The following is a 17,616-nucleotide window of genomic DNA, read 5'->3' on the forward strand; positions in this document are numbered from 1 at the left end:
GCGACCTCTATACCGACTCCACCTGCGCCACGCCGGGCAGCGATTTGATCGCGTTTTTCAGCGCCACCGACACCTGATAGGGCTTGGGCAGATTGATCTCGACTTCCTCGCCGGGACCGCCGGGGACGACGAAGGTGACGATGCCCTTGCCGGCTTGCTTGAGCTGCGCCGCGATGGCGCCGAGCGACGTCGCGTCCTGAAGATAGACCTTGAGCCCCTCCCCCGCATTGGCGGCGGCGGCGTCGAGATCGGCGATGGCGGCGGCGCGCAGCTTGAGCTCGTCGCCGTCCCATTCCGCGCTGGCGGTGATCAGCACGGACTTGCCGGCCTCCAGCAGCGGGCGCGCGGCGGCCAGCACTTCGGGGAACAGCATCACCTCGAACATGCCGGTCGGATCGGAGAAGGAGACGAAGGCATAGCTCTCATTGTTGCGGCTGCGCCTTTCGTATTTGCGGATCATGGTGCCGGCGAGGATCGCCTTGAAGCCGGAGCGGCGGCGATCTTCCGCCAGCGCGGCCAGGGTCGTGGCGCCGAGGCGCTTCAAGGGCGCGGCATAGGCGTCGAGCGGATGGCCCGAGAGATAGAAGCCCATGGCGGCGAATTCCTCGCTCAGCCTTTCGTGCGAGGGCCAGTCGGCGACGGCGGCGAGGCGGATATCGTCCTGCTCTTCGGGCGCGCCGCCGAACAGCGCGATCTGGCCGGATTCGCGCTCGCGGGCATTGCGCTGGGCGCTGTTGAGCAGGATGTCGGCGGATTCGACCACCTGGCGGCGGTTGCGGTTCAAGGCGTCGAAGGCGCCGGCGCGGGCGAGGCTTTCGAAGGCGCGCTTGTTGACGAGCTTGGGATCGATGCGGCGGGCGAAGTCGCCGAGGCTGCGAAACGGGCCGTTGGCGCGGCGTTCCTCCACCACATGGTCCATCGCCTGGCGGCCGACACCCTTCACGGCGGCAAGCGCGTAGAAGATGAGGCCCTTCTCGGCATCGCAGGTGAAGACGGATTCGGAGCGGTTGACGTCCGGCGCCAGGACCTTGATCTCCAGCCGCTGCGCTTCCTGCTTGAAGACGTTGAGCCGGTCGGTGTTGCCGATATCGAGCGTCATCGAGGCGGCGAGGAATTCGACCGGATAATTCGCCTTGAGATACGCCGTCTGATAGGCGACCTGGGCATAAGCCGCGGCGTGGCCTTTGTTGAAGCCGTAGCCGGCGAATTTCGCGGCCTGCTCGAAGATCTGCGCCGCGACGCCCTTGGGCACGCCGTTCTTCACGGCGCCGTCGATGAAGCGCTGCTCGTGCACCGCCATTTCGGAGGCGATCTTCTTGCCCATGGCGCGGCGCAGAAGATCGGCGCCACCGAGCGTGTAGCCGCCCAGCACCCGCGCAATGTTCATCACGTCTTCCTGGTACGTCATGACGCCGAACGTCTCGCTCAGGATCGGCTCGAGCGCGGGGTGCAGATATTCCGGCTTCTCCTTGCCGTTCTTGACCGCGATGTATTTCGGAATCGAGTCCATCGGGCCCGGGCGGTAGAGCGCCACCAGCGCGATCAGATCGTGCACGCGGTCGGGCTTCATCTTGCGCAACAGGTCGCGCATGCCCGCGCCTTCGAGCTGGAACACCCCGACGCTGTCGCCCTTCGACAGCATCTCGTAGGTGCCCGGATCGTCGAAATCGATGTTCTGGGTGTCCAGATCGATGCCACGCTTCTTGAGCAATTCCTCCGCCTTGGCGATGACGGTCAGCGTCTTCAGGCCCAGGAAGTCGAACTTCACCAGGCCCGCCTTCTCGGCATCCTCATAGTCGAACTGCGTCACCGGCATTTCGGAGCGCGGATCGCGGTAGAGCGGCACGATCTCGTCCAGCGGCCGGTCGCCGATCACCACGCCTGCCGGATGGGTGGAGGCGTGGCGGTAGAGACCCTCGATCTTCTCTACGATGGAGAACAGCTTCTGCGCCACCGGTTCCTGCTCGGCGATCTGCTGCAGGCGCGGTTCGGAGGCGAAGGCGTCTTCCATCGACACCGGCTTGCCGGGCGGATTGGGCACCAGCTTGGCGATGCGGTCGACCAGGCCGAGCGGCATCTGCAAAACGCGGCCGGCGTCGCGCACCGCGGCGCGGGCCTGGAGCGAACCCAGCGCCATGATATGGGCGACGCGGTCGCGGCCGTATTTCTCGCGGACATAGCGCACGACCTCGTCGCGCCGCTCCTGGCAGAAATCGATATCGAAATCCGGCATCGAGATGCGCTCGGGATTAAGGAAGCGCTCGAACAGAAGACCGAAGCGGATGGGATCCAGATTGGTGATGTCGAGCGCCCAGGCGACCAGCGAGGTCGCGCCCGAGCCGCGCACGCCGACCGGAATGCCCTGCCCGCGCGTCCATTTCATGAAATCGGAGACGATCAGGAAGTAGCCCGCGAAATTCATGCGGAGGATGACGTTGAGCTCGAATGCGAGACGATCGAGATACACCTGCATCTCGGCATGCAGGCCGTGCTGGGCGAGCTTGGCCTTGAGGCCGGCCGCCGCCTGCTCGCGCATCTCGTCTTCCGGCGAGCGGCCGGATTCGGGGACGAATTGCGGCAGGATGGGATCGCGCTTCTTGGGCCGGAAGGCGCAGCGCCGCGCGATCTCGACCGTGTTCTCGATCGCCTCGGGCAGGTCGGCGAACTGCGCCGCCATCTCGGCGGAAGACTTGAACCGGTGCTCGCGCGTCAGGCGGCGGCGGTCCTCCTGGCTGACGAAGGCGGCGTCGGCGATGCAGAGCAGCGCGTCGTGCGCCTCGTACATGTCGGCCTTGCCGAAATGCACGTCGTTGGTGGCGACCAGCGGGATCGCCCGCGCATAGGCGATGTCGATCAGCTTGTCCTCGGCGGCGCGTTCTTCCGGAAGGTTGTGGCGCTGCAGCTCGACATAAAGCCGGTCGCCGAAGATCGTCTGGAGCTTGGCCACCAGCGCATCGGCGGCGGCGACCTGGCCCTCGAGGATGAGCTTGTTGACCGGCCCGCCGGGGCCGCCGGTGAGCGCGATCAGCCCCTCGGCATGATCGGCAAGCTGGGCCGCGGTCACATGCGGGAAATCGCCCGGCTCGGCGCCCAGGAAGGCGGCGCTGAGCAGCTTGGAGAGGTTGCGGTAGCCGGTATCGTTCTGGACCAGCAGGGCCATCGCCGGCGGCTTCTTGCGCGTGCCCAGGACATGGATCGCCGGTGCGTCTTCCAGCTCGACCGAGACCAGGCAGCCGACGATCGGCTGCACGCCGGCCTTGGCCAGCGTGTCGGAGAGTTCATAGGTCCCGAAGAGGTTGTTGACGTCGGTGACCGCGACGGCGGGCATCGCGTTCTCGCACGCCAGCGCGGCAAGCTCGCCAGGCCTGACCGCGCCTTCGAGGAGCGAGTAGGCGCTTTTCACCCTCAAATGGACGAATATCGCCGGTTTGCGCTCCATTGCCGTCCCGATTCGATTTCATGGCCATTGGACCAGTATCGGACGCCGCCGACAGCGGCACCGCGCCGCTATCCACAGGTCCGAATCGCCCCACCCCTAGAAGGTCGAGAGCAGCGCCTGTGCCACCGGAACCAGGAGGTAGGACGACGCCACAAACACCACCAAACTCACGCCCGCTACCGCATCCCTGATCCACATGATCGTCCTCGCTCGTTTGAGGATCACATGTTCTCTTTGTGTTCTTGTCTTGTCAAGAACAAAACGGGATCGAATCTGATTCGGGACGGCCGCGAAAGCGAGAACTTATCCACAGGCCAACGGTTTCCTGTGCTCCACCAAGGCCTTGCAAGGACCGGCGTCGCCGGAAAACCGGCGGATTTCGTGCTGGCCCATGCCATCGCCCGGCCGCTCGTCTGCATCCGATTGTGTGGATTAACACACTGCCGATGTTGTGCGATATAACACACCAAACAGGAGCTCCAGATGGCGTCCAGGCTTTACCCTGCGGTCCTCGAAAAGGCGGAGAAGAAGACCTTCGCGGTCTGGCTGCCGGACTTTCCGGATTGCGTCGCGGCCGGCCGCACCCAGGAGGAGGCGGTCGAGAAGGCGCAAGTTCGACTGTCCGACATCGTCGACGGGCTGGCGGAGCAGGATCGCGAAATGCCCGAGCCCACGGCGATGGACGCCATCGCCAAGCCGAAGAACTTCCTCGCTTTCGTGATGATCAGCGTGGCGCCGCCCGATCCGTCGGAGCGGGTGAACGTCTATCTGCCCAAGCGGCTGATCGCCAAGGTGGACGCGCGCGCCGCCGACCTCGGCATGAGCCGGTCGAGCTTCTTCGGCTTCGTGCTCAGCGTGATGCTCGGGGTAGCGCCGGGACCGGGCGCGATGGCCGCCAGCACGGCACTTGCGCGTGCCTTGAGGAATGCGACGACGGCGCCGAAGCCGAAGCGCTAGGCCGGCTGGGGCGTGCCGAGCTTGCCGCCGTCGAGCAGCCTGCCCTCGTGCAGGACCAGGGCGCGGTCCATGCGGGCGGCGAGTTCCAGATTGTGCGTGGCGACCAGCGCGGCGAGGCCTTCGGAGCGCACCAGATCAACCAGCGCCTGGAACACGCCGACGGCGGTGCGGGTGTCGAGATTGCCGGTCGGCTCGTCGGCCAAGAGGATCCTCGGCCGGTTGGCCAGCGCGCGGGCGATGGCGACGCGCTGCTGCTCGCCGCCGGAAAGCTGCGAGGGGCGGTGCGTCAGGCGCTCGCCGAGGCCGAGATAAGTGAGGATGTGCGCGGCGTCGCGCTCGGCCTGCGCGCGCGGGCGGCCCGCGATGCGCTGGGGCATGACGACATTCTCCAGCGCGCTGAACTCGGGCAGCAGATGATGGGCCTGGTAGACGAAGCCGATCGTGTCGCGGCGGATGCGGGTGCGCTCGGCATCGGGCAGCGTCGAGGCCGCGACGCCGCCGATATAGACCTCGCCGCTGCTGGGCGCTTCGAGCAGGCCGGCCATGTGCAGCAAGGACGACTTGCCGGCGCCGGACGGCCCGACCAGCGCGACAAGCTCGCCCTGGCGCAGCGTGCAATTCACATTGCGGAACACTTCGAGCGTGGCGGGGCCCTGGGTGTAGGTCCGCACGACATTTTCCAGGCGCAGCGCCTCACTCATAGCGCAGCACCTCCACCGGATCGAGACGCGCGGCGCGCCAGGCGGGGTAGAGCGTGGCGAGGAACGACAGGCCGAGCGCCAGCACCACGGCGGACGCGACATCGCCGATCTCTATGCGCGCCGGCATGCGTTCGAGGAAATAGATCGTCGGGTCGAACAGCGTCGTGCCGGTGATGTGCGACAGGACCTGGCGGATGCTCTCGATATTGGCGCAGAACAGCGTGCCGATCAGAAGCCCGGTCGCGGTGCCGGCGATTGCCGATGGAGGCGCCGGCGATGAAGAAGATGCGCGTCACCGCGCCGCGCGTGGCGCCCATGGTGCGCAGGATCGCGATGTCGCCGGACTTGTCCTTCACCAGCATGATGAGGGTCGAGACGATGTTGAACGCCGCGACCAGGGTAATGATCGCCAGGATCAGGAACATGACATTGGCTTCGACCTGCAGCGCCTGGAACAGGCTGGAGCTGATCGCCTGCCAGCTCAAGACGCGCGCGCCAGGGCCGGCCGCGTCGCCGAGCGGCTTCAGCATCGCATTCACGTCGTCGGGATTGGACACCATGACTTCCAGGCCGGTCACGCTGTCAGCGAGGTTGAAATAGAGCTGCGCCTCGTCCAGCGGCATGAAGACGAAGGTGGAATCGTATTCGCTCATGCCGATGTTGAAGGTGCCGGCGACGGTATAGGTCTTGATGCGCGGGGTGACGCCGAACGGCGTGACGTTGCCGCGCGGCGCGATCAGCGTGATCGAACCGCCCGGCGCGATGTCGAGCTTGGCGGCGAGACGGGCGCCGATGATCACGCTGTCGCCGCCCTTGAACATGGCGAGCGCATCGGGCGTCAGCGAGTTGGAGACCGCCGTCAGGTCCCTTGAGGTCGCCGGCGCGGATGCCGCGCACCACGACGCCGGGCGAGGTGCCGCCGCCCGAGGCCAGCGCCTGGCCGTCGATGATCGGCGCGACGTGGACCACGCCCGGCACCGCGCGCACGCGGGCGGCGACCGCGTCGAAACTCGTCAGGTTGCCGCCATAACCCTGGACGATGAAATGACCTTGCAGGCCCAGGATGCGCGCCAGCAGGTCGTGACGAAAGCCGTTCATCACCGACATGACGATGATGAGCGCGGCGACGGCGAGCGCGATCCCGGCCAGCGACAGGATCGAAATGAACGAAATGAACCCGTCCTTGCGCCGCGGCCGCAGGTAGCGAAACGCGACCATCCACTCGAAGCCGGCGAAGGGGCGGCTAGCGGCGGGGCGGGGCGCTGGTGGCGCCGTCGCCCCGGCATGGACGAAAGGCGGCAACTCGGTCGCCGCGATCGCGGCGCCGGCGGTCACGCGCGGCTCGATGTCTGCGGGGTGATCGGCCATCAGGCGGCGAGCTTCAGCTTGTAGCCGAGCGCCTGGACGACCTTCAACACTGTCATGAATCCCGGATTGCCGTCTTTCGACAGAGCCTTGTACAGGCTCTCGCGACCTAAAACCGGTCTTCTTGGCAATCTTCGCCATGCCCTTGGAGCGGGCAACGACACCGAGACCGTGAGCGATCAGCGCGGGATCGCCATCTTCGAAAATGGCATCGAGATAATTCGCAACATCTTCTTCGGACTTGAGATAGTCGGCGGAATCATACGGGCTGAGCTTCACCCTTGTCACTTTGGCCATGTTGCCTTCACCGCTTCCATGAGTTCAAACGCCGTCACGATGTCCCGTTCCTGCATTTTCTTATCACCGCCGGCCAGGAGTACGACGATTTCCTGCGCATGGCGAAAATAGTAGGCACGATATCCAGGACCGTGATCGATCCGCATTTCGAACAGACCTTTGCCGAGTGCTTTCACGTCTCCCGGATTTCCAAGGCCAATCGGTCAAGCCGCTTGTTGATTTCGCGTTCGCGCGACACTGTCGCGCAGACCTCCCAGCCATTTGGAAAATACATCCGTTTGAAGCAGACGGATCATTTGTATTCCACAGGATACAATCGGTCAAGTCGGGCTTCGGTTGCAAATCGCCCCGATCCTTCTTACGAAACCCCGGTTAACAGAGCAATTCGCGAGAAATTCATGGCACAGCGCGCCCTCAGCGTGTCCCGGACGACCGGCAACCGGTCGACCTTCGCCCAGTGGTACCAGGCCGTGGTGCGCGAGGCCGACATGGCGGAGCCGTCGCCGGTGCGCGGCGCGATGGTCATCAAGCCTTGGGGCTTCGGCACCTGGGAGGGAGATGCAGCGCGACCTCGACCGCCGGATCAAGGAAACCGGGCACGAGAACGCCTATTTCCCGCTGTTCAATCCCGCTCTCCTTCATCGCCAAGGAGGCCGAGCATGTCGAGGGCTTCGCCAAGGAGATGGCGGTCGTCACCCATCACCGGCTCAAGAACATCGACGGCAGACTGGTGCCCGATCCCGAGGCCAAGCTGGAGGAACCGTACATCGTGCGGCCGACCTCGGAAACCATCATCGGCGACGCCTTCTCGCGCTGGATCAAGAGCCATCGCGACCTGCCCTTGCTGATCAACCAGTGGGCCAATGTGGTGCGCTGGGAGCTGCGGCCGCGCCTGTTCCTGCGCACGACCGAGTTCCTCTGGCAGGAGGGCCACACCGCCCATGCCAGCGAGGCGGAGGCGGTCGAGGAGACGATGAAGATGCTCGAAGTCTACCGCGCCTTCTCCGAGGAGACGCTGGCGGTGCCGGTGATCTCGGGCGAAAAGCCGGAGAAACGAGCGCTTTCCCGGCGCGGTCGCGACCTATTCCATCGAGGCGATGATGCAGGACGGCAAGGCGCTCCAGGCCGGCACGTCCCATTACCTGGGGACGCATTTTGCCGAGGCGCAGAACATCCGGTTCCAGAACGACGCGGGCGAACCGACGAGCTGGGGACTTTCGACCCGCATGGTCGGCGGGGTGATCATGACCCATGGCGACGACGACGGGCTGCGCCTGCCGCCGGCAATCGCGCCGCGCCAGGTTGTGATCGTGCCGATGCTGCGCGACAAGCCGGAAGATGCGCAGGTGCTGGAATTCGCGGAAGGGCTGGCGGCGTCCCTCAAGACAGAACGCGCCTTCGACGAGCGGCTGCGCGTGCTGGTGGACAAGCGGGCGACCAAATCGGCCGACAAGCGCTGGAAACTGGGTGCGGCGCGGTGCTCCGATCATCGTGGAGCTCGGCGCGCGCGACGCGGCAAGCGGCACGGTCACGTTTCATGCGCCGCGACGTCGTCCTGCGCGACGGCGACAAGATCAAGAGCCAGGCGTTGCCCCGCGACGAATTCGTGGCGCTGGTCCCCACCCTGCTGGTCGAGATCCAGGCGGCGCTGTTCAAAGAGGCCAAGGCGCGGCTCGACGCGAACATCAAGACCGACATCAAGACCTGGGACGCGCTGGCCGAGTATTTCGGCGCGGCCGGCGAGGACGACAATGACGAATTCAAGGGCTGGGTCCGCGCGCCCGTGGTGCAAGGCGAGCGGGGCGGAGCTGGAAGCGATCGATGCGAAGCTGAAGACGCTGAAGCTCACCCTGCGCAACGCGCCGTCGGATCAGCCGGCAACATTCGGGCCGTGCATCTTCACGGGACGGCCGGGCGTCGAAGAGGTGCTGATCGCGCGGGCGTATTAAACCCAATTGTCATGGCCCGCGAATGCGGGCCACCCAGGTGATCCAAGCTCACTCGAGCAGAATTTGCACGAGCAGCGCTCTAACAATCTGCAACACCACACAGAACCCAACTGGGTGGGCCGCATTCGTGGGCCATGACATCTTTTTTTGTAACCTCTTTTGATTACCGTCCCACCGGCACCATCGCGGCCAGGGGCGCGCGATCTGGCATGGCGTCGATCAGGGATTTGATGTCGACCGGCGGCGGTTTGTCGATGCCGCTGCCTCTGACGCGCTCGTTCAGTTCGGCGATGTTGAAACCCATCTGCAAATCATAGGTCCGGTCGGGCTGGTTGCAGCAGGCGCTGCTCGGCCTCGTACCAGCGTTGCTTTGCCTTGCCGTCGGTGCAACTGGTGCGTTCGTCGCCGTCGGCGCCCCAGCGCAGCTCGACGCAATGATAGGGGTCGAAGGAGAGGTCGAACAACCGGTGCAGCATGTCGTCGAAGGTCATCGCGACCGGACGGCTGGCGGAGTTGAGATAGGTGATGGTGCAGGCCCGGCTCTGCTGCGCATAGGCGCGCTGCAGGTCGTCTTTCAGGAAATTGCCGTCATAGACGATGCGCGGATCGCGCTTGACCCACAGATCGATCATCTGGGCCATGTCCTTGTAGAACTGCACGAAGGCGGCCTTGATGCGGGCGTCGCGCGAGGGCGTGGAATAGGTCTCCCATTCCAGGTTCTCCGAGCCGTAGATGTTGTCCGGCAGGCGCTCGGGATGCGGCTTGACCGCGATGCCGTCCTTGAGGTCGAGGTCGACATATTGGCGCGCAGGTCGCCCATGATCGTTGCACAGGGTCTTCATCGTCGCCTTGAGCTCGTAGACCGGATTGAAGTCCATGCGGGCCCGCCCGAGACCGCGACGCGGACATATTCGTAGAAGCCCAATTCCTCGCCGTTGTAGAGGAACCGCGCCTTCTTAACGTCCATCCTGGGATTGGGCTCGGTGCCGATGTATTGGGACCAGCGAGAAATCGGCGATCTGGTCGTTCTCGGCATAGGCGAGACGGCCGCCGATGAGATGACCCTCCGAACTCGTGGTGGGGCCCGATAAGCTTGAACGGCCGCCAGTTCTTCAGGCCTCCGCCGAGGCGCATCGGGCTTTGGCCGAATTGCGCGCCGTAGACGCCTGCGGGTGATGGTGAAATCGGGATGGGCGTCCATGTAGTAGATGCGGCCGTCCTCATCGACCTTCCAGACGATGCCGACATGGCCGTTGACGTCGTAGACGACCGACCCGGGATGGATCGAGCCCGGCTGCAGGGCGGGCGAATAGAAGTCGGACAGCACGCCGCGGCGCTCGGCGGCGTCGGTGCGGTAGGTGCCGGAGAACACCGCGTCCATCATCTGGCGCAAGGGTAGAGGGCCCGTCGATGCCCTGGCCCCGGTCGACGATCTCGTGGCGGCCGGTCGCCCGGTTGGCGGCCTTGGTATAGCGCAGGTCGCCGCCCTCCCCGCTGACGCCATCGACATAGCCGAAGGGCAGCCCGTTCTTCCAGGCGTAGTAGCCGCGCAGGAGATAGGGGAGCTTGGCGCAGTCGACATCGATGTCGATGAAGCGCTGGTCGGTCTTGCGGTAGGGGTTGGCCTCGTCGCGCAGGCAGCTCTCCGAGGAGCTGCAATTGCTCGCCCCGAGGGCGGCGACGAATTTGCCGAATCCCGCCTCGTCCTCGGCCGTCCAATGATCGCGGAGGATGCGCCACTGGCCGGCCGCCTCGGCGGTGCCGGCGCCGAGCCACAGAACAATCAAAGCAAGCAAAACCGAGCGCATGATCCCCCGTCCCGCCGCCACGCTCCGGGCACGACCTCGCCGTGTCAAGGCAACGGCCAGCTCGGCGTAAAAGTCCGGCGGTAGCGCTCTCTCAACCCCAGCCTTCGCGGGGGTTGTCGAACTGACATTTTGTTGCGCTGATTTCGTGTCAGTTGGCGAGATATTTCGTGACAGGCACTGCGAATTCCAGTATGAACCTGCACCACAAAGAACCAAAAAGGCGCTTTTTAGAGCGGCCAAGTTCGGGGAGCATAACCGCTAGGGGCGGAAGAAAGGCCGGGCAACCGGCCTTTCGCATTTTCAGAACATCCGGCAACCATGGGAACCGCGGCGTCAACGCGCGGGAACCTGGAATGTTCGAACGGATGTTCGCGCTGAAGGCGCACGGCACGACAGCGCGGCGGGAACCTCGTCGCCGGAGCGACGACCTTCCTGACGATGGCCTACATCATGTTCGTGAACCCGCAGATCCTGGCGCGGGCGGGCATGGATCCGGGCGCGGTGTTCGTCGCGACCTGCGTCGCCTCCGCCGCCACCACGCTCCTGATGGGCCTGTACGCGAACCTGCCGGTCGCGCTGGCGCCCGGGGATGGGGCTGAACGCCTATTTCGCCTTCACCGTCGTGCCGGCGATGGGCGGCGACTGGCGCCTGGCGCTGGGCTGCGTGTTCCTGTCGGGCATCACTGTTCGTGATCGTCTCGGTCACGTCCGGCCCGCGAATGGCTGATCAATGCGATCCCCAGGAAGCTCGCCATCGCGGCGGGGATCGGGTTCTTCCTCGCGCTGATCGGATTCGAGAATGCCGGCATCGCGGTGGCGAGCCCGGCGACGCTGATCCAGCAGGGCGTCCTGACCGATCCCAAGGTGCTGATCGCCGCTTGCGCCTTCGTGCTGATGTTCGCGCTGGCCGCGCGGCGGATCGTGGGCGCGGTGCTGATCGCCATCGTGGCCGCTACGGTCGCTGCCGCGCTGCTGCAATCTGGAGCCGGTCCCATCCATCCTTGCCCTGCCGCCTTCGCCGGCGCCGACGCTGTTTCAGATGTCGTTCGGCGGCGCCTCGGGCGGCACGATCGCGACCGCGGTGTTCGCCTTCTTCCTGATCGACATGCTGGACACGTCGGGCACGCTGACGGCCGTGGCGCAGCAGGCCAGGCTGCTGGAGCTGGACGGGCGGCTGAAGAACGCGCGGCGGGCGCTGACCGCCGATGCGGTCGGCACCATGATCGGCGCGGCCATCGGCACCTCGCCGGTGACGGCCTATATCGAGAGCGCAGCGGGCGTTCAGGCCGGCGGACGGACGGGCCTGACGGCTGCCGTGGTGGCGGTGCTGTTCCTGCTGAGCCTGTTCTTCGCGCCGCTGGCGGGCGCGGTGCCGGCCTATGCGACGGCGCCGGCGCTGGTCTTCGTCGCGGCGCTGATGGCCAAGGGCCTCAAGGAGATCGACTGGGACGACATGACGGAGGCCGCCCCGGCCCTGGTGACGGCGCTTGCCATCCCCTTCACCTATTCGATCGCCGGCGGGATCGGAATCGGCTTCATCGCCTATGCCGCGATCAAGATCGTGTCGGGGCGCCGGCGCGACGTGAACGCGGCGGTGGCGATCATCGCGGTTGCGTTCGCGGCGAAAATCGCGCTGGCGGGCTGACTACAGGTCGAGCACCTTGAACGCGATCAGCACATAGAAGAGCACCCAGAGCACCGCCGAGATGCCGGTCGCCAGCAGGGCCTTGCGGCCGAGCATCGGCGTCAGCGGGGCGCCGGATTCCGGATCGGTCTCGGCGCTCGAGGCCGACCGGCAACAGGCAGAACAGCGACAGGAACCACAGGATGGCGTAGGTCGCGAACAGCACCACGCCATGGATAAAGGAGATAAGCGTCACGCCTGTTCGAGCTCGACCAGCGTGCCGACGAAATCCTTGGGGTGCAGGAAGAGAACCGGCTTGCCATGGGCGCCGATGCGGGGCTCTCCGGTGCCGGTGATCGTCGCGCCTTCCGCTTTCATCTTGTCGCGCGCGGCGTAGATGTCTTCGACCTCGTAGCAGACATGGTGCATGCCGCCGTTCGGGTTCTTCTTGAGGAAGTTCGCGATCGGCGAGTTCTCGCCCAGGGGCTCGAGCAATTCGATCTTGGTGTTGCCGAGATCGACGAACACGGTGGTGACGCCGTGGTCGGGCTGCGCCACCTCCTCCGAGACCTTGCCGCCGAGGACGTCACGGTAGATGGCGGCGGCTTTCTTGATGTCGCCGGTGGCGATGGCGACGTGGTTGAGGCGTCCGATCATGAGGCTTCCCAAGCTGATGACTTCGAACCGCCAAACTATCATGCTAACGACGACGGCAACAATGTCGGCCGATTTACGGAGGGGCAAATGGGCAAGCGCGTGATCGTGGCGGGGCTGGAACCGCCGCTCGTCGACTTCGCCCCGGACCAGTCCGTCGCTCAATCCTGAGACGCTGGTCGCGGCGCTGAACGCGCAGGTGGCGGCGCTGGCGGCCGCGGGCTATGAGGCGAGCATCCTCTATCTCGACACCGGCGCGACGGCCGAGACGGTGCTGGCCGATGCGCTCGAAAAGCAGAAGCCGGATTGCGTCTGCATCGGCGCCGGTGTGCGGAACAACCCGGCCTATCTCGTTCTGTTCGAGAAGCTGCTGAACGTGGTGCACGCCAAGGCGCCGGGGGCGAAGCTGTGCTTCAATACCGGGCCGCACGACACGATGGACGCGATCCGGCGCTGGATCTGACGGCGGCCCGCTTCGCTAGATCTGCACCACTTCCACCCGCGTCACCGGCTTCTTGCCCCAGGCGTTTTCGGCGGCCCGGCGGGCGGCGCGGCGGACGCTTTCCTTGAGATCGTGGCCGTCCAGGTCGCGCTTCGGATTGTGGCGCTTGAGCGGCTCGTCCAGCGCGGCGCGGATGGCGTCGTGCACCGGCTCCGGGATGCCTTCGATGATGATCGCGGGCTCGGCGGCGGGGCGGCCCTTGCCGTCGAGTACCAGCGTGATCGCGATCATGCCGGCGAAGGCGAGCGCGCGGCGGTGGCGGGTGAGGCCGGCGCCCTCGCCGATCAATATCCGGCCGTCCATGTAGACGCGGGCCCGACGGCACTTCGTCGATCACGCCGGCGCGGCCGGGGGCGAGGCGGATGAGCTGGCCGTTCTCCGGCACGATGGCCTGCGGCACCTGCAGCGAAAGCGCGAGGCGGGCGTGCTCGGCCTGGTGGCGCGGCTCGCCATGGACGGGAATGGAGATTTGCGGGCGGGTCCAGCGGTACATCTCGGCCAGTTCGTCGCGGCAGGGATGGCCAGAGACATGGACGAAATGGTCGTCGGCGGAGAGGACCTCGACACCGAGCAGCGACAGCTTGTTGTGCAGCTCGTGGATCGCGATGTCGTTGCCCGGAATGACGCGACTGGAGAAGATCACGGCGTCGCCCTTGCCGAGGCTGACATTGGGATGGTTGCCCTCGGCGATGCGGGCCAGCGCGGCGCGCGGCTCGCCCTGGCTGCCGGTGCACAGATAAAGGACCCGATTGGGCGGAAGTTGCGCCGCCTCGGCCTCGTCGATGATCGACGGGAAGCCCTTCAGATAGCCGGTCTCGCGCGCGGCGGCGGTGATCTTGTGCATGGCGCGGCCGACGAGGGCGACCTGGCGGCCATAGCGCCTTGGCGGCCCGGGCGATGGTGTCGAGACGCGCGACGTTCGAGGCGAAGGAAGTCACCGCGACGCGGCCCTTCAGCGTGCCGATCAGCGCCGTCAGCGCCTCGCGCACCCGCGCCTCGGAACCGGACTCGCCGGCGACCAGCGCGTTGGTGGAATCGCAGACGGTGGCGAGCACGCCCTCGTCGCCCAGCGCCTTCAGCGCGGCGATGTCGGTGGCCTCGCCGACCTGCGGCTCCGGGTCGATCTTCCAGTCGCCGGTGTGGACGATGAGGCCGAGCGGCGTGCGGATCGCGAGCGCATTGGGCTCGGGAATCGAATGGGTGATCGAGATGAACTCGATCGCGAAGGGGCCGAGCTCGATCCTGCCGGAGAGCGGCACGCGCCTGGGATGCACCTTGGCGGAGAGGCCGGCCTCTTCCAGCTTGCCCTCGATCAGCACGGCGGTGAACGGCGTGGCATAGACCGGGCAACGCAGCAGCGGCCACAGATGCGGGATGGCGCCGATGTGATCTTCGTGCGCATGGGTGGCGACGATAGCGAGCACGTTCTCGCGCTGTTCGGCGAGGAAGCGGATGTCCGGCATGATGAGATCGACGCCGGGCGTGGTGGTCTCGCGCCCGAACAGCACGCCGCAATCGACCACGATCCATTTGCGGTCGTCCGGCGGGCCGTAGCCATAGGCGTTGAAGTTCATGCCGATCTCGCCCGAGCCGCCGAGCGGCAGGAAGACGAGTTCGTCGTCGCGTTCGGGATGGTTCATGCGGGCGCGGGCTTCGCCTTGGCGCGTTCGGCGTTGCGCGCGTGGATCTGGATGAGGCCGCGGATGGTGAGGTCGGGATCGAGATGCTCGATCGCCGCGGTCTGGCGGTGGAACAGATTGGCGAGGCCGCCCGTGCCGATGACGGTCATGGGCTTGCCGTACTCCTCCTTGATGCGCGCCACAATGCCCTCGATCAGGCTGACATAGCCCCAGTACAGGCCGGACTGCATGGCGGGGACGGTGTCCTTGCCGATCACGCTCTGGGTGCGCACGACGGCGACGCGCGGCAGCATGGCGGCCGCCCCGTGCAGCGCCTCGGCCGAGAGATTGGCGCCCGGCGCGATGACGCCGCCCTCGTAGTCGCCGTTCTCCGACACCACGTCGAAGGTCGTGGCGGTGCCGAAATCGACCACGATCAGCGCGCCCTTGTAGCGCTCATGCGCCGCGACGGTGTTGACCAGGCGGTCGGCGCCGACGGCCTCGGGACGGTCGAACATTGATCCGGATGCCGAGGTCGAGATCGGGATCGCCGATCACCAGCGGCTCGCATTTGAGGTAGCGGCGGCAGAGCTGGCGCAGGTCGAACAGCGCCGAGGGCACGACGGTCGCGATGATCGCCGCGTCGATGTCGGCGAAGCTGATGCCCTGGAGCTGGAGCAGCGGCTGGAGCAGGACCGCGTATTCGTCGGCGGTGCGGCGGGTTTCCGTCACCGCGCGCCATTCGGCGCGGATTTCCCCCGCTTCGCTGACCGCGAAGACGATGTTGGTGTTGCCGGCGTCGATGGCGAGAAGCATGGGAAGACCTTACGCGAAAAACACTTCGCCCGCAGCGATGTGGCGGACGTTTCCCGTGCCCTCGCGCAGGACCAGAGCACCGGTGTTGTCGATGCCCTCGAACACGCCGGCGGTCTCGCCGATCGCCAGCCTGGCGCGGATGCGGGTGCCGAGACCGGCGGCGCGGGCGAGCCAGGCATCGCGGATGGGCGCGAAGCCCTCATCCTGCCAGCGCCGATACCACCGGGCGAAATGGGCGGCGAGATGCAGCAGGGCGTCGTCGGGCGTCGGCGCGGCGGCGCCCATGGCCTTCAGCGAAGTGGCGGGAAACTCGGTGCCGTCGGGATGCACCGCAAGGTTGATGCCGATGCCGATGGCGAGCCAGGCGGGAACCTCTCCGGCCGGACCGGAGGATTCCAGGAGGATGCCGGCGATCTTGCGGCGGTCGGCCCCCAAGACGTCGTTCGGCCATTCACGCGCAGCTCCACCGCCGGCGCGAAATCGCGCAGCGCGTCGCAGGCGGCGATGGCGGCGGCGAAGGAGAGCTGGGCGCAGTCCTGGGCCGGCTTGCCGGGGCGCAGCATGAGCGTGGCGGCGAGGTTGCCGGCGGGCGATTCCCAGACGCGGCCGCGCCGCCCCCTGCCCGCGGTCTGGCGCGCGGCCGAAATCCAGATCGGCCCCATCTCGCCTTGCGCGACGAGGCGCTTGGCCTCTTCGTTGGTCGAGTCGATGACGTCGAAGGTCTTCAGGGCGTAGCCGCGCGGCCACGCCGGATCGGGCTCACGGGAACAGCGCGTGCGCCGCGCTGCCGGCGATGGCGATCAGGGGCGCCGGAACGACGACGAAGAACAGGGTGACGAAGCTCGTGCCCCACATGATCGCCTGCGTGCCGCCGCCGATGCCGCGGTCGAAGCCGCGCACCGGCTCGTCGAAATACATGATCTGCAGGATGCGCAAATAGTAGAACGCGCCCGCCACGCTGGCGACGATATTGATGACGGCCCGGCACATAGAGATGGGCCTGGATGGCGGCGCCGAACACGTAAAGCTTGGCGAAGATGCCGGCGAGCGGCGGCAGGCCGGCAAGGCTGAGCGTCAGCGCCGCCATGGCGAAGGCAAACCAGGGCTGGGTGCGCGACAGGCCGGCAAGCTGGCGGATGTCCTCCACCGGCTCGCCGTCGCGGCGCATGGCGGAGACGCAGGGCGAACATGCCGAGATTGGTGAGCAGGTAATAGGCCAGATAGACCAGCATGCCCTGGATGCCGAGCTGCGTCCCGGCGGCGAGGCCGAGCAGCGCGTAGCCGACATGGCCGATGGAGCTGTAGGCGAGCAGGCGCTTGATGTTGGTCTGGCCGATGGCGGCGACCGCGCCCAGGACGACGGGACAGCACCGAGACCACCACGACGATCTGCTGCCATTGATGGATCAGGCCGGGGAACGGCGCGACCACAGCGCGGATGAAGAGCGCGAAGGCGGCGACCTTGGCGGCGGTGACGAAGAAGGCGGTGACGGGCGTGGGCGAGCCCTCGTACACGTCGGGCGTCCACATGTGGAAGGGCACGGCGCCGACCTTGAAGGCGAGGCCCGCGATCAGGAAGACGAGGCCGAAAATCAGGCCGAGATTGGCGCCGCCGCCGGCGGTCGCCTTGGCGATGACCGCGAACTCCGTCGAGCCTGTGAAGCCGTAGATCAGCGAGATGCCGTAGAGCAGCATGCCGGACGACAGCGCGCCGAGGACGAAATATTTGAGGCCGGCCTCGGTCGAGCGCAGCGAATCCCGGTTGAAGGCGGCCAGCACGTAGAGCGCCAGGCTCTGAAGCTCCAGGCCCATATAGAGCGCGACTGAAGCTGGAGGCCGAGACCATCAGCATCATGCCAAGCGTGGCCAGAAGCATGAGCACCGG

At 66.3% G+C, this 17,616-nt stretch carries 24 protein-coding genes; 6 read left to right on the forward strand and 18 right to left on the reverse strand.

The features are described 5' to 3' along the window. Positions 1-7: 7 nt before the first annotated feature. A complete protein-coding gene (gene dnaE / locus WDM86_19485; GenBank protein MEI9992208.1) occupies positions 8-3,439 on the reverse strand; it encodes a DNA polymerase III subunit alpha in 3,432 nt (1,143 codons plus the stop codon). Between the two features lie 483 nt (positions 3,440-3,922). Here dnaE and WDM86_19490 point away from each other — a divergent pair, with 483 nt between their 5' ends. Continuing rightward, positions 3,923-4,396: a type II toxin-antitoxin system HicB family antitoxin gene (locus WDM86_19490; protein MEI9992209.1), complete on the forward strand. Its 474-nt coding sequence runs from the start codon at positions 3,923-3,925 to the stop codon at positions 4,394-4,396. Here the strand turns inward: WDM86_19490 and WDM86_19495 are convergent. Both WDM86_19495 and WDM86_19500 read right to left on the reverse strand, forming a co-directional pair. Then, positions 4,393-5,097: an ABC transporter ATP-binding protein gene (locus tag WDM86_19495; protein ID MEI9992210.1), complete on the reverse strand. Its 705-nt coding sequence runs from the start codon at positions 5,095-5,097 to the stop codon at positions 4,393-4,395. The two genes, WDM86_19490 and WDM86_19495, sit on opposite strands and share 4 nt — an antisense overlap. Continuing rightward, positions 5,094-5,918: an FtsX-like permease family protein gene (locus WDM86_19500; protein ID MEI9992211.1), complete on the reverse strand. Its 825-nt coding sequence runs from the start codon at positions 5,916-5,918 to the stop codon at positions 5,094-5,096. Before WDM86_19500 ends, WDM86_19495 begins: the two co-directional genes overlap by 4 nt. On the opposite strand from WDM86_19500, the gene WDM86_19505 reads away from it, so the two are divergent. Continuing rightward, positions 5,890-6,489, forward strand: coding sequence for a hypothetical protein (locus tag WDM86_19505; protein MEI9992212.1), 600 nt, complete (start codon positions 5,890-5,892; stop codon positions 6,487-6,489). The genes WDM86_19500 and WDM86_19505 overlap by 29 nt on opposite strands. Before the next feature lie 257 nt (positions 6,490-6,746). On the opposite strand, the gene WDM86_19510 is transcribed toward WDM86_19505, so the two are convergent. Then, positions 6,747-6,959: a type II toxin-antitoxin system RelE/ParE family toxin gene (locus WDM86_19510; GenBank protein MEI9992213.1), complete on the reverse strand. Its 213-nt coding sequence runs from the start codon at positions 6,957-6,959 to the stop codon at positions 6,747-6,749. A 158-nt stretch (positions 6,960-7,117) separates the two neighbouring features. Next, complete coding sequence (locus WDM86_19515) at positions 7,118-7,285, reverse strand: hypothetical protein (GenBank protein MEI9992214.1); 168 nt, start codon at positions 7,283-7,285, stop codon at positions 7,118-7,120. Between the two features lie 156 nt (positions 7,286-7,441). Here WDM86_19515 and WDM86_19520 point away from each other — a divergent pair, with 156 nt between their 5' ends. Next, a complete protein-coding gene (locus WDM86_19520; protein MEI9992215.1) occupies positions 7,442-8,749 on the forward strand; it encodes an aminoacyl--tRNA ligase-related protein in 1,308 nt (435 codons plus the stop codon). A gap of 122 nt (positions 8,750-8,871) precedes the next feature. Here the strand turns inward: WDM86_19520 and WDM86_19525 are convergent, their stop codons facing one another. The 3 genes from WDM86_19525 to WDM86_19535 form a co-directional block, all read right to left on the reverse strand. Continuing rightward, a complete protein-coding gene (locus tag WDM86_19525) occupies positions 8,872-9,012 on the reverse strand; it encodes a hypothetical protein (protein MEI9992216.1) in 141 nt (46 codons plus the stop codon). 7 nt (positions 9,013-9,019) lie between these two features. Beyond that, positions 9,020-9,586: a hypothetical protein gene (locus tag WDM86_19530; GenBank protein ID MEI9992217.1), complete on the reverse strand. Its 567-nt coding sequence runs from the start codon at positions 9,584-9,586 to the stop codon at positions 9,020-9,022. A 342-nt stretch (positions 9,587-9,928) separates the two neighbouring features. Next, complete coding sequence (locus WDM86_19535; protein MEI9992218.1) at positions 9,929-10,516, reverse strand: hypothetical protein; 588 nt, start codon at positions 10,514-10,516, stop codon at positions 9,929-9,931. Positions 10,517-10,954: 438 nt separating this feature from the next. Between WDM86_19535 and WDM86_19540 the strand changes: the two genes are divergently transcribed. Continuing rightward, positions 10,955-11,209, forward strand: a complete 255-nt coding sequence (locus WDM86_19540) for a hypothetical protein (protein ID MEI9992219.1) — start codon at positions 10,955-10,957, stop codon at positions 11,207-11,209. On the opposite strand, the gene WDM86_19545 is transcribed toward WDM86_19540, so the two are convergent. Then, a complete protein-coding gene (locus WDM86_19545) occupies positions 11,197-11,460 on the reverse strand; it encodes a hypothetical protein (GenBank protein ID MEI9992220.1) in 264 nt (87 codons plus the stop codon). The genes WDM86_19540 and WDM86_19545 overlap by 13 nt on opposite strands. A gap of 95 nt (positions 11,461-11,555) precedes the next feature. Between WDM86_19545 and WDM86_19550 the strand changes: the two genes are divergently transcribed. After that, positions 11,556-12,161 carry an NCS2 family permease gene (locus WDM86_19550; GenBank protein ID MEI9992221.1) on the forward strand — a complete coding sequence of 202 codons (606 nt, stop codon included), beginning with the start codon at positions 11,556-11,558 and terminating at the stop codon, positions 12,159-12,161. On the opposite strand, the gene WDM86_19555 is transcribed toward WDM86_19550, so the two are convergent. Together WDM86_19555 and mce are read right to left on the reverse strand one after the other, a co-directional pair. Further along, positions 12,162-12,374, reverse strand: a complete 213-nt coding sequence (locus WDM86_19555) for a DUF1467 family protein (GenBank protein MEI9992222.1) — start codon at positions 12,372-12,374, stop codon at positions 12,162-12,164. It abuts the gene before it with no gap. Positions 12,375-12,392: 18 nt separating this feature from the next. Beyond that, on the reverse strand, positions 12,393-12,797 hold the full coding sequence (mce, locus tag WDM86_19560) for a methylmalonyl-CoA epimerase (GenBank protein ID MEI9992223.1): 405 nt from the start codon (positions 12,795-12,797) through the stop codon (positions 12,393-12,395). Positions 12,798-12,993: 196 nt separating this feature from the next. Here mce and WDM86_19565 point away from each other — a divergent pair, with 196 nt between their 5' ends. Continuing rightward, a complete protein-coding gene (locus WDM86_19565) occupies positions 12,994-13,257 on the forward strand; it encodes a hypothetical protein (GenBank protein MEI9992224.1) in 264 nt (87 codons plus the stop codon). A gap of 15 nt (positions 13,258-13,272) precedes the next feature. Here WDM86_19565 and WDM86_19570 read toward each other — a convergent pair whose 3' ends face one another. From WDM86_19570 to WDM86_19600, 7 genes are all read right to left on the reverse strand, one after another. Further along, complete coding sequence (locus WDM86_19570; protein ID MEI9992225.1) at positions 13,273-13,599, reverse strand: hypothetical protein; 327 nt, start codon at positions 13,597-13,599, stop codon at positions 13,273-13,275. Next, positions 13,581-14,936 (reverse strand): ribonuclease J, encoded by a 1,356-nt coding sequence (locus WDM86_19575; protein ID MEI9992226.1) that lies wholly within the window; start codon positions 14,934-14,936, stop codon positions 13,581-13,583. Before WDM86_19575 ends, WDM86_19570 begins: the two co-directional genes overlap by 19 nt. After that, entirely contained in the window at positions 14,933-15,433 is a 501-nt protein-coding gene (locus WDM86_19580) for a type III pantothenate kinase (GenBank protein ID MEI9992227.1), read from the reverse strand. The genes WDM86_19575 and WDM86_19580 overlap by 4 nt, the downstream gene beginning before the upstream one ends. Then, the gene (locus WDM86_19585) at positions 15,372-15,731 is read right to left on the reverse strand and encodes a type III pantothenate kinase (GenBank protein ID MEI9992228.1); all 360 of its coding nucleotides are present in this window, start codon (positions 15,729-15,731) and stop codon (positions 15,372-15,374) included. The genes WDM86_19580 and WDM86_19585 overlap by 62 nt, the downstream gene beginning before the upstream one ends. A gap of 9 nt (positions 15,732-15,740) precedes the next feature. Then, positions 15,741-16,166 (reverse strand): biotin/lipoate--protein ligase family protein, encoded by a 426-nt coding sequence (locus WDM86_19590; GenBank protein ID MEI9992229.1) that lies wholly within the window; start codon positions 16,164-16,166, stop codon positions 15,741-15,743. A 324-nt stretch (positions 16,167-16,490) separates the two neighbouring features. Further along, entirely contained in the window at positions 16,491-16,721 is a 231-nt protein-coding gene (locus WDM86_19595; GenBank protein ID MEI9992230.1) for a hypothetical protein, read from the reverse strand. A gap of 84 nt (positions 16,722-16,805) precedes the next feature. Then, positions 16,806-17,543 (reverse strand): NADH-quinone oxidoreductase subunit N, encoded by a 738-nt coding sequence (locus WDM86_19600; protein ID MEI9992231.1) that lies wholly within the window; start codon positions 17,541-17,543, stop codon positions 16,806-16,808. Positions 17,544-17,616 lie beyond the last annotated feature (73 nt).

This window comes from Rhizomicrobium sp. (genome assembly GCA_037200045.1).
GTDB lineage: Bacteria > Pseudomonadota > Alphaproteobacteria > Micropepsales > Micropepsaceae > Rhizomicrobium.

Excerpts from the sequence above, each read along its gene's own strand:
- dnaE (MEI9992208.1), bottom strand. The coding sequence starts at position 3,439 with ATGGAGCGCAAACCGGCGATATTCGTCCATTTGAGGGTGAAAAGCGCC.
- WDM86_19490 (MEI9992209.1), top strand. The coding sequence starts at position 3,923 with ATGGCGTCCAGGCTTTACCCTGCGGTCCTCGAAAAGGCGGAGAAGAAG.
- WDM86_19495 (MEI9992210.1), bottom strand. The coding sequence starts at position 5,097 with ATGAGTGAGGCGCTGCGCCTGGAAAATGTCGTGCGGACCTACACCCAG.
- WDM86_19505 (MEI9992212.1), top strand. The coding sequence starts at position 5,890 with ATGATCACGCTGTCGCCGCCCTTGAACATGGCGAGCGCATCGGGCGTC.
- WDM86_19500 (MEI9992211.1), bottom strand. The coding sequence starts at position 5,918 with ATGTTCAAGGGCGGCGACAGCGTGATCATCGGCGCCCGTCTCGCCGCC.
- WDM86_19515 (MEI9992214.1), bottom strand. The coding sequence starts at position 7,285 with ATGACCATCGCGCCGCGCACCGGCGACGGCTCCGCCATGTCGGCCTCG.
- WDM86_19520 (MEI9992215.1), top strand. The coding sequence starts at position 7,442 with ATGGCGGTCGTCACCCATCACCGGCTCAAGAACATCGACGGCAGACTG.
- WDM86_19525 (MEI9992216.1), bottom strand. The coding sequence starts at position 9,012 with ATGGGTTTCAACATCGCCGAACTGAACGAGCGCGTCAGAGGCAGCGGC.
- WDM86_19530 (MEI9992217.1), bottom strand. The coding sequence starts at position 9,586 with ATGGACTTCAATCCGGTCTACGAGCTCAAGGCGACGATGAAGACCCTG.
- WDM86_19535 (MEI9992218.1), bottom strand. The coding sequence starts at position 10,516 with ATGCGCTCGGTTTTGCTTGCTTTGATTGTTCTGTGGCTCGGCGCCGGC.
- WDM86_19540 (MEI9992219.1), top strand. The coding sequence starts at position 10,955 with ATGGCCTACATCATGTTCGTGAACCCGCAGATCCTGGCGCGGGCGGGC.
- WDM86_19545 (MEI9992220.1), bottom strand. The coding sequence starts at position 11,460 with ATGGCGATCAGCACCGCGCCCACGATCCGCCGCGCGGCCAGCGCGAAC.
- WDM86_19550 (MEI9992221.1), top strand. The coding sequence starts at position 11,556 with ATGTCGTTCGGCGGCGCCTCGGGCGGCACGATCGCGACCGCGGTGTTC.
- WDM86_19555 (MEI9992222.1), bottom strand. The coding sequence starts at position 12,374 with ATGGCGTGGTGCTGTTCGCGACCTACGCCATCCTGTGGTTCCTGTCGC.
- mce (MEI9992223.1), bottom strand. The coding sequence starts at position 12,797 with ATGATCGGACGCCTCAACCACGTCGCCATCGCCACCGGCGACATCAAG.
- WDM86_19570 (MEI9992225.1), bottom strand. The coding sequence starts at position 13,599 with ATGGACGGCCGGATATTGATCGGCGAGGGCGCCGGCCTCACCCGCCAC.
- WDM86_19575 (MEI9992226.1), bottom strand. The coding sequence starts at position 14,936 with ATGAACCATCCCGAACGCGACGACGAACTCGTCTTCCTGCCGCTCGGC.
- WDM86_19580 (MEI9992227.1), bottom strand. The coding sequence starts at position 15,433 with ATGTTCGACCGTCCCGAGGCCGTCGGCGCCGACCGCCTGGTCAACACC.
- WDM86_19585 (MEI9992228.1), bottom strand. The coding sequence starts at position 15,731 with ATGCTTCTCGCCATCGACGCCGGCAACACCAACATCGTCTTCGCGGTC.
- WDM86_19595 (MEI9992230.1), bottom strand. The coding sequence starts at position 16,721 with ATGTGCCGGGCCGTCATCAATATCGTCGCCAGCGTGGCGGGCGCGTTC.
- WDM86_19600 (MEI9992231.1), bottom strand. The coding sequence starts at position 17,543 with ATGGGCCTGGAGCTTCAGAGCCTGGCGCTCTACGTGCTGGCCGCCTTC.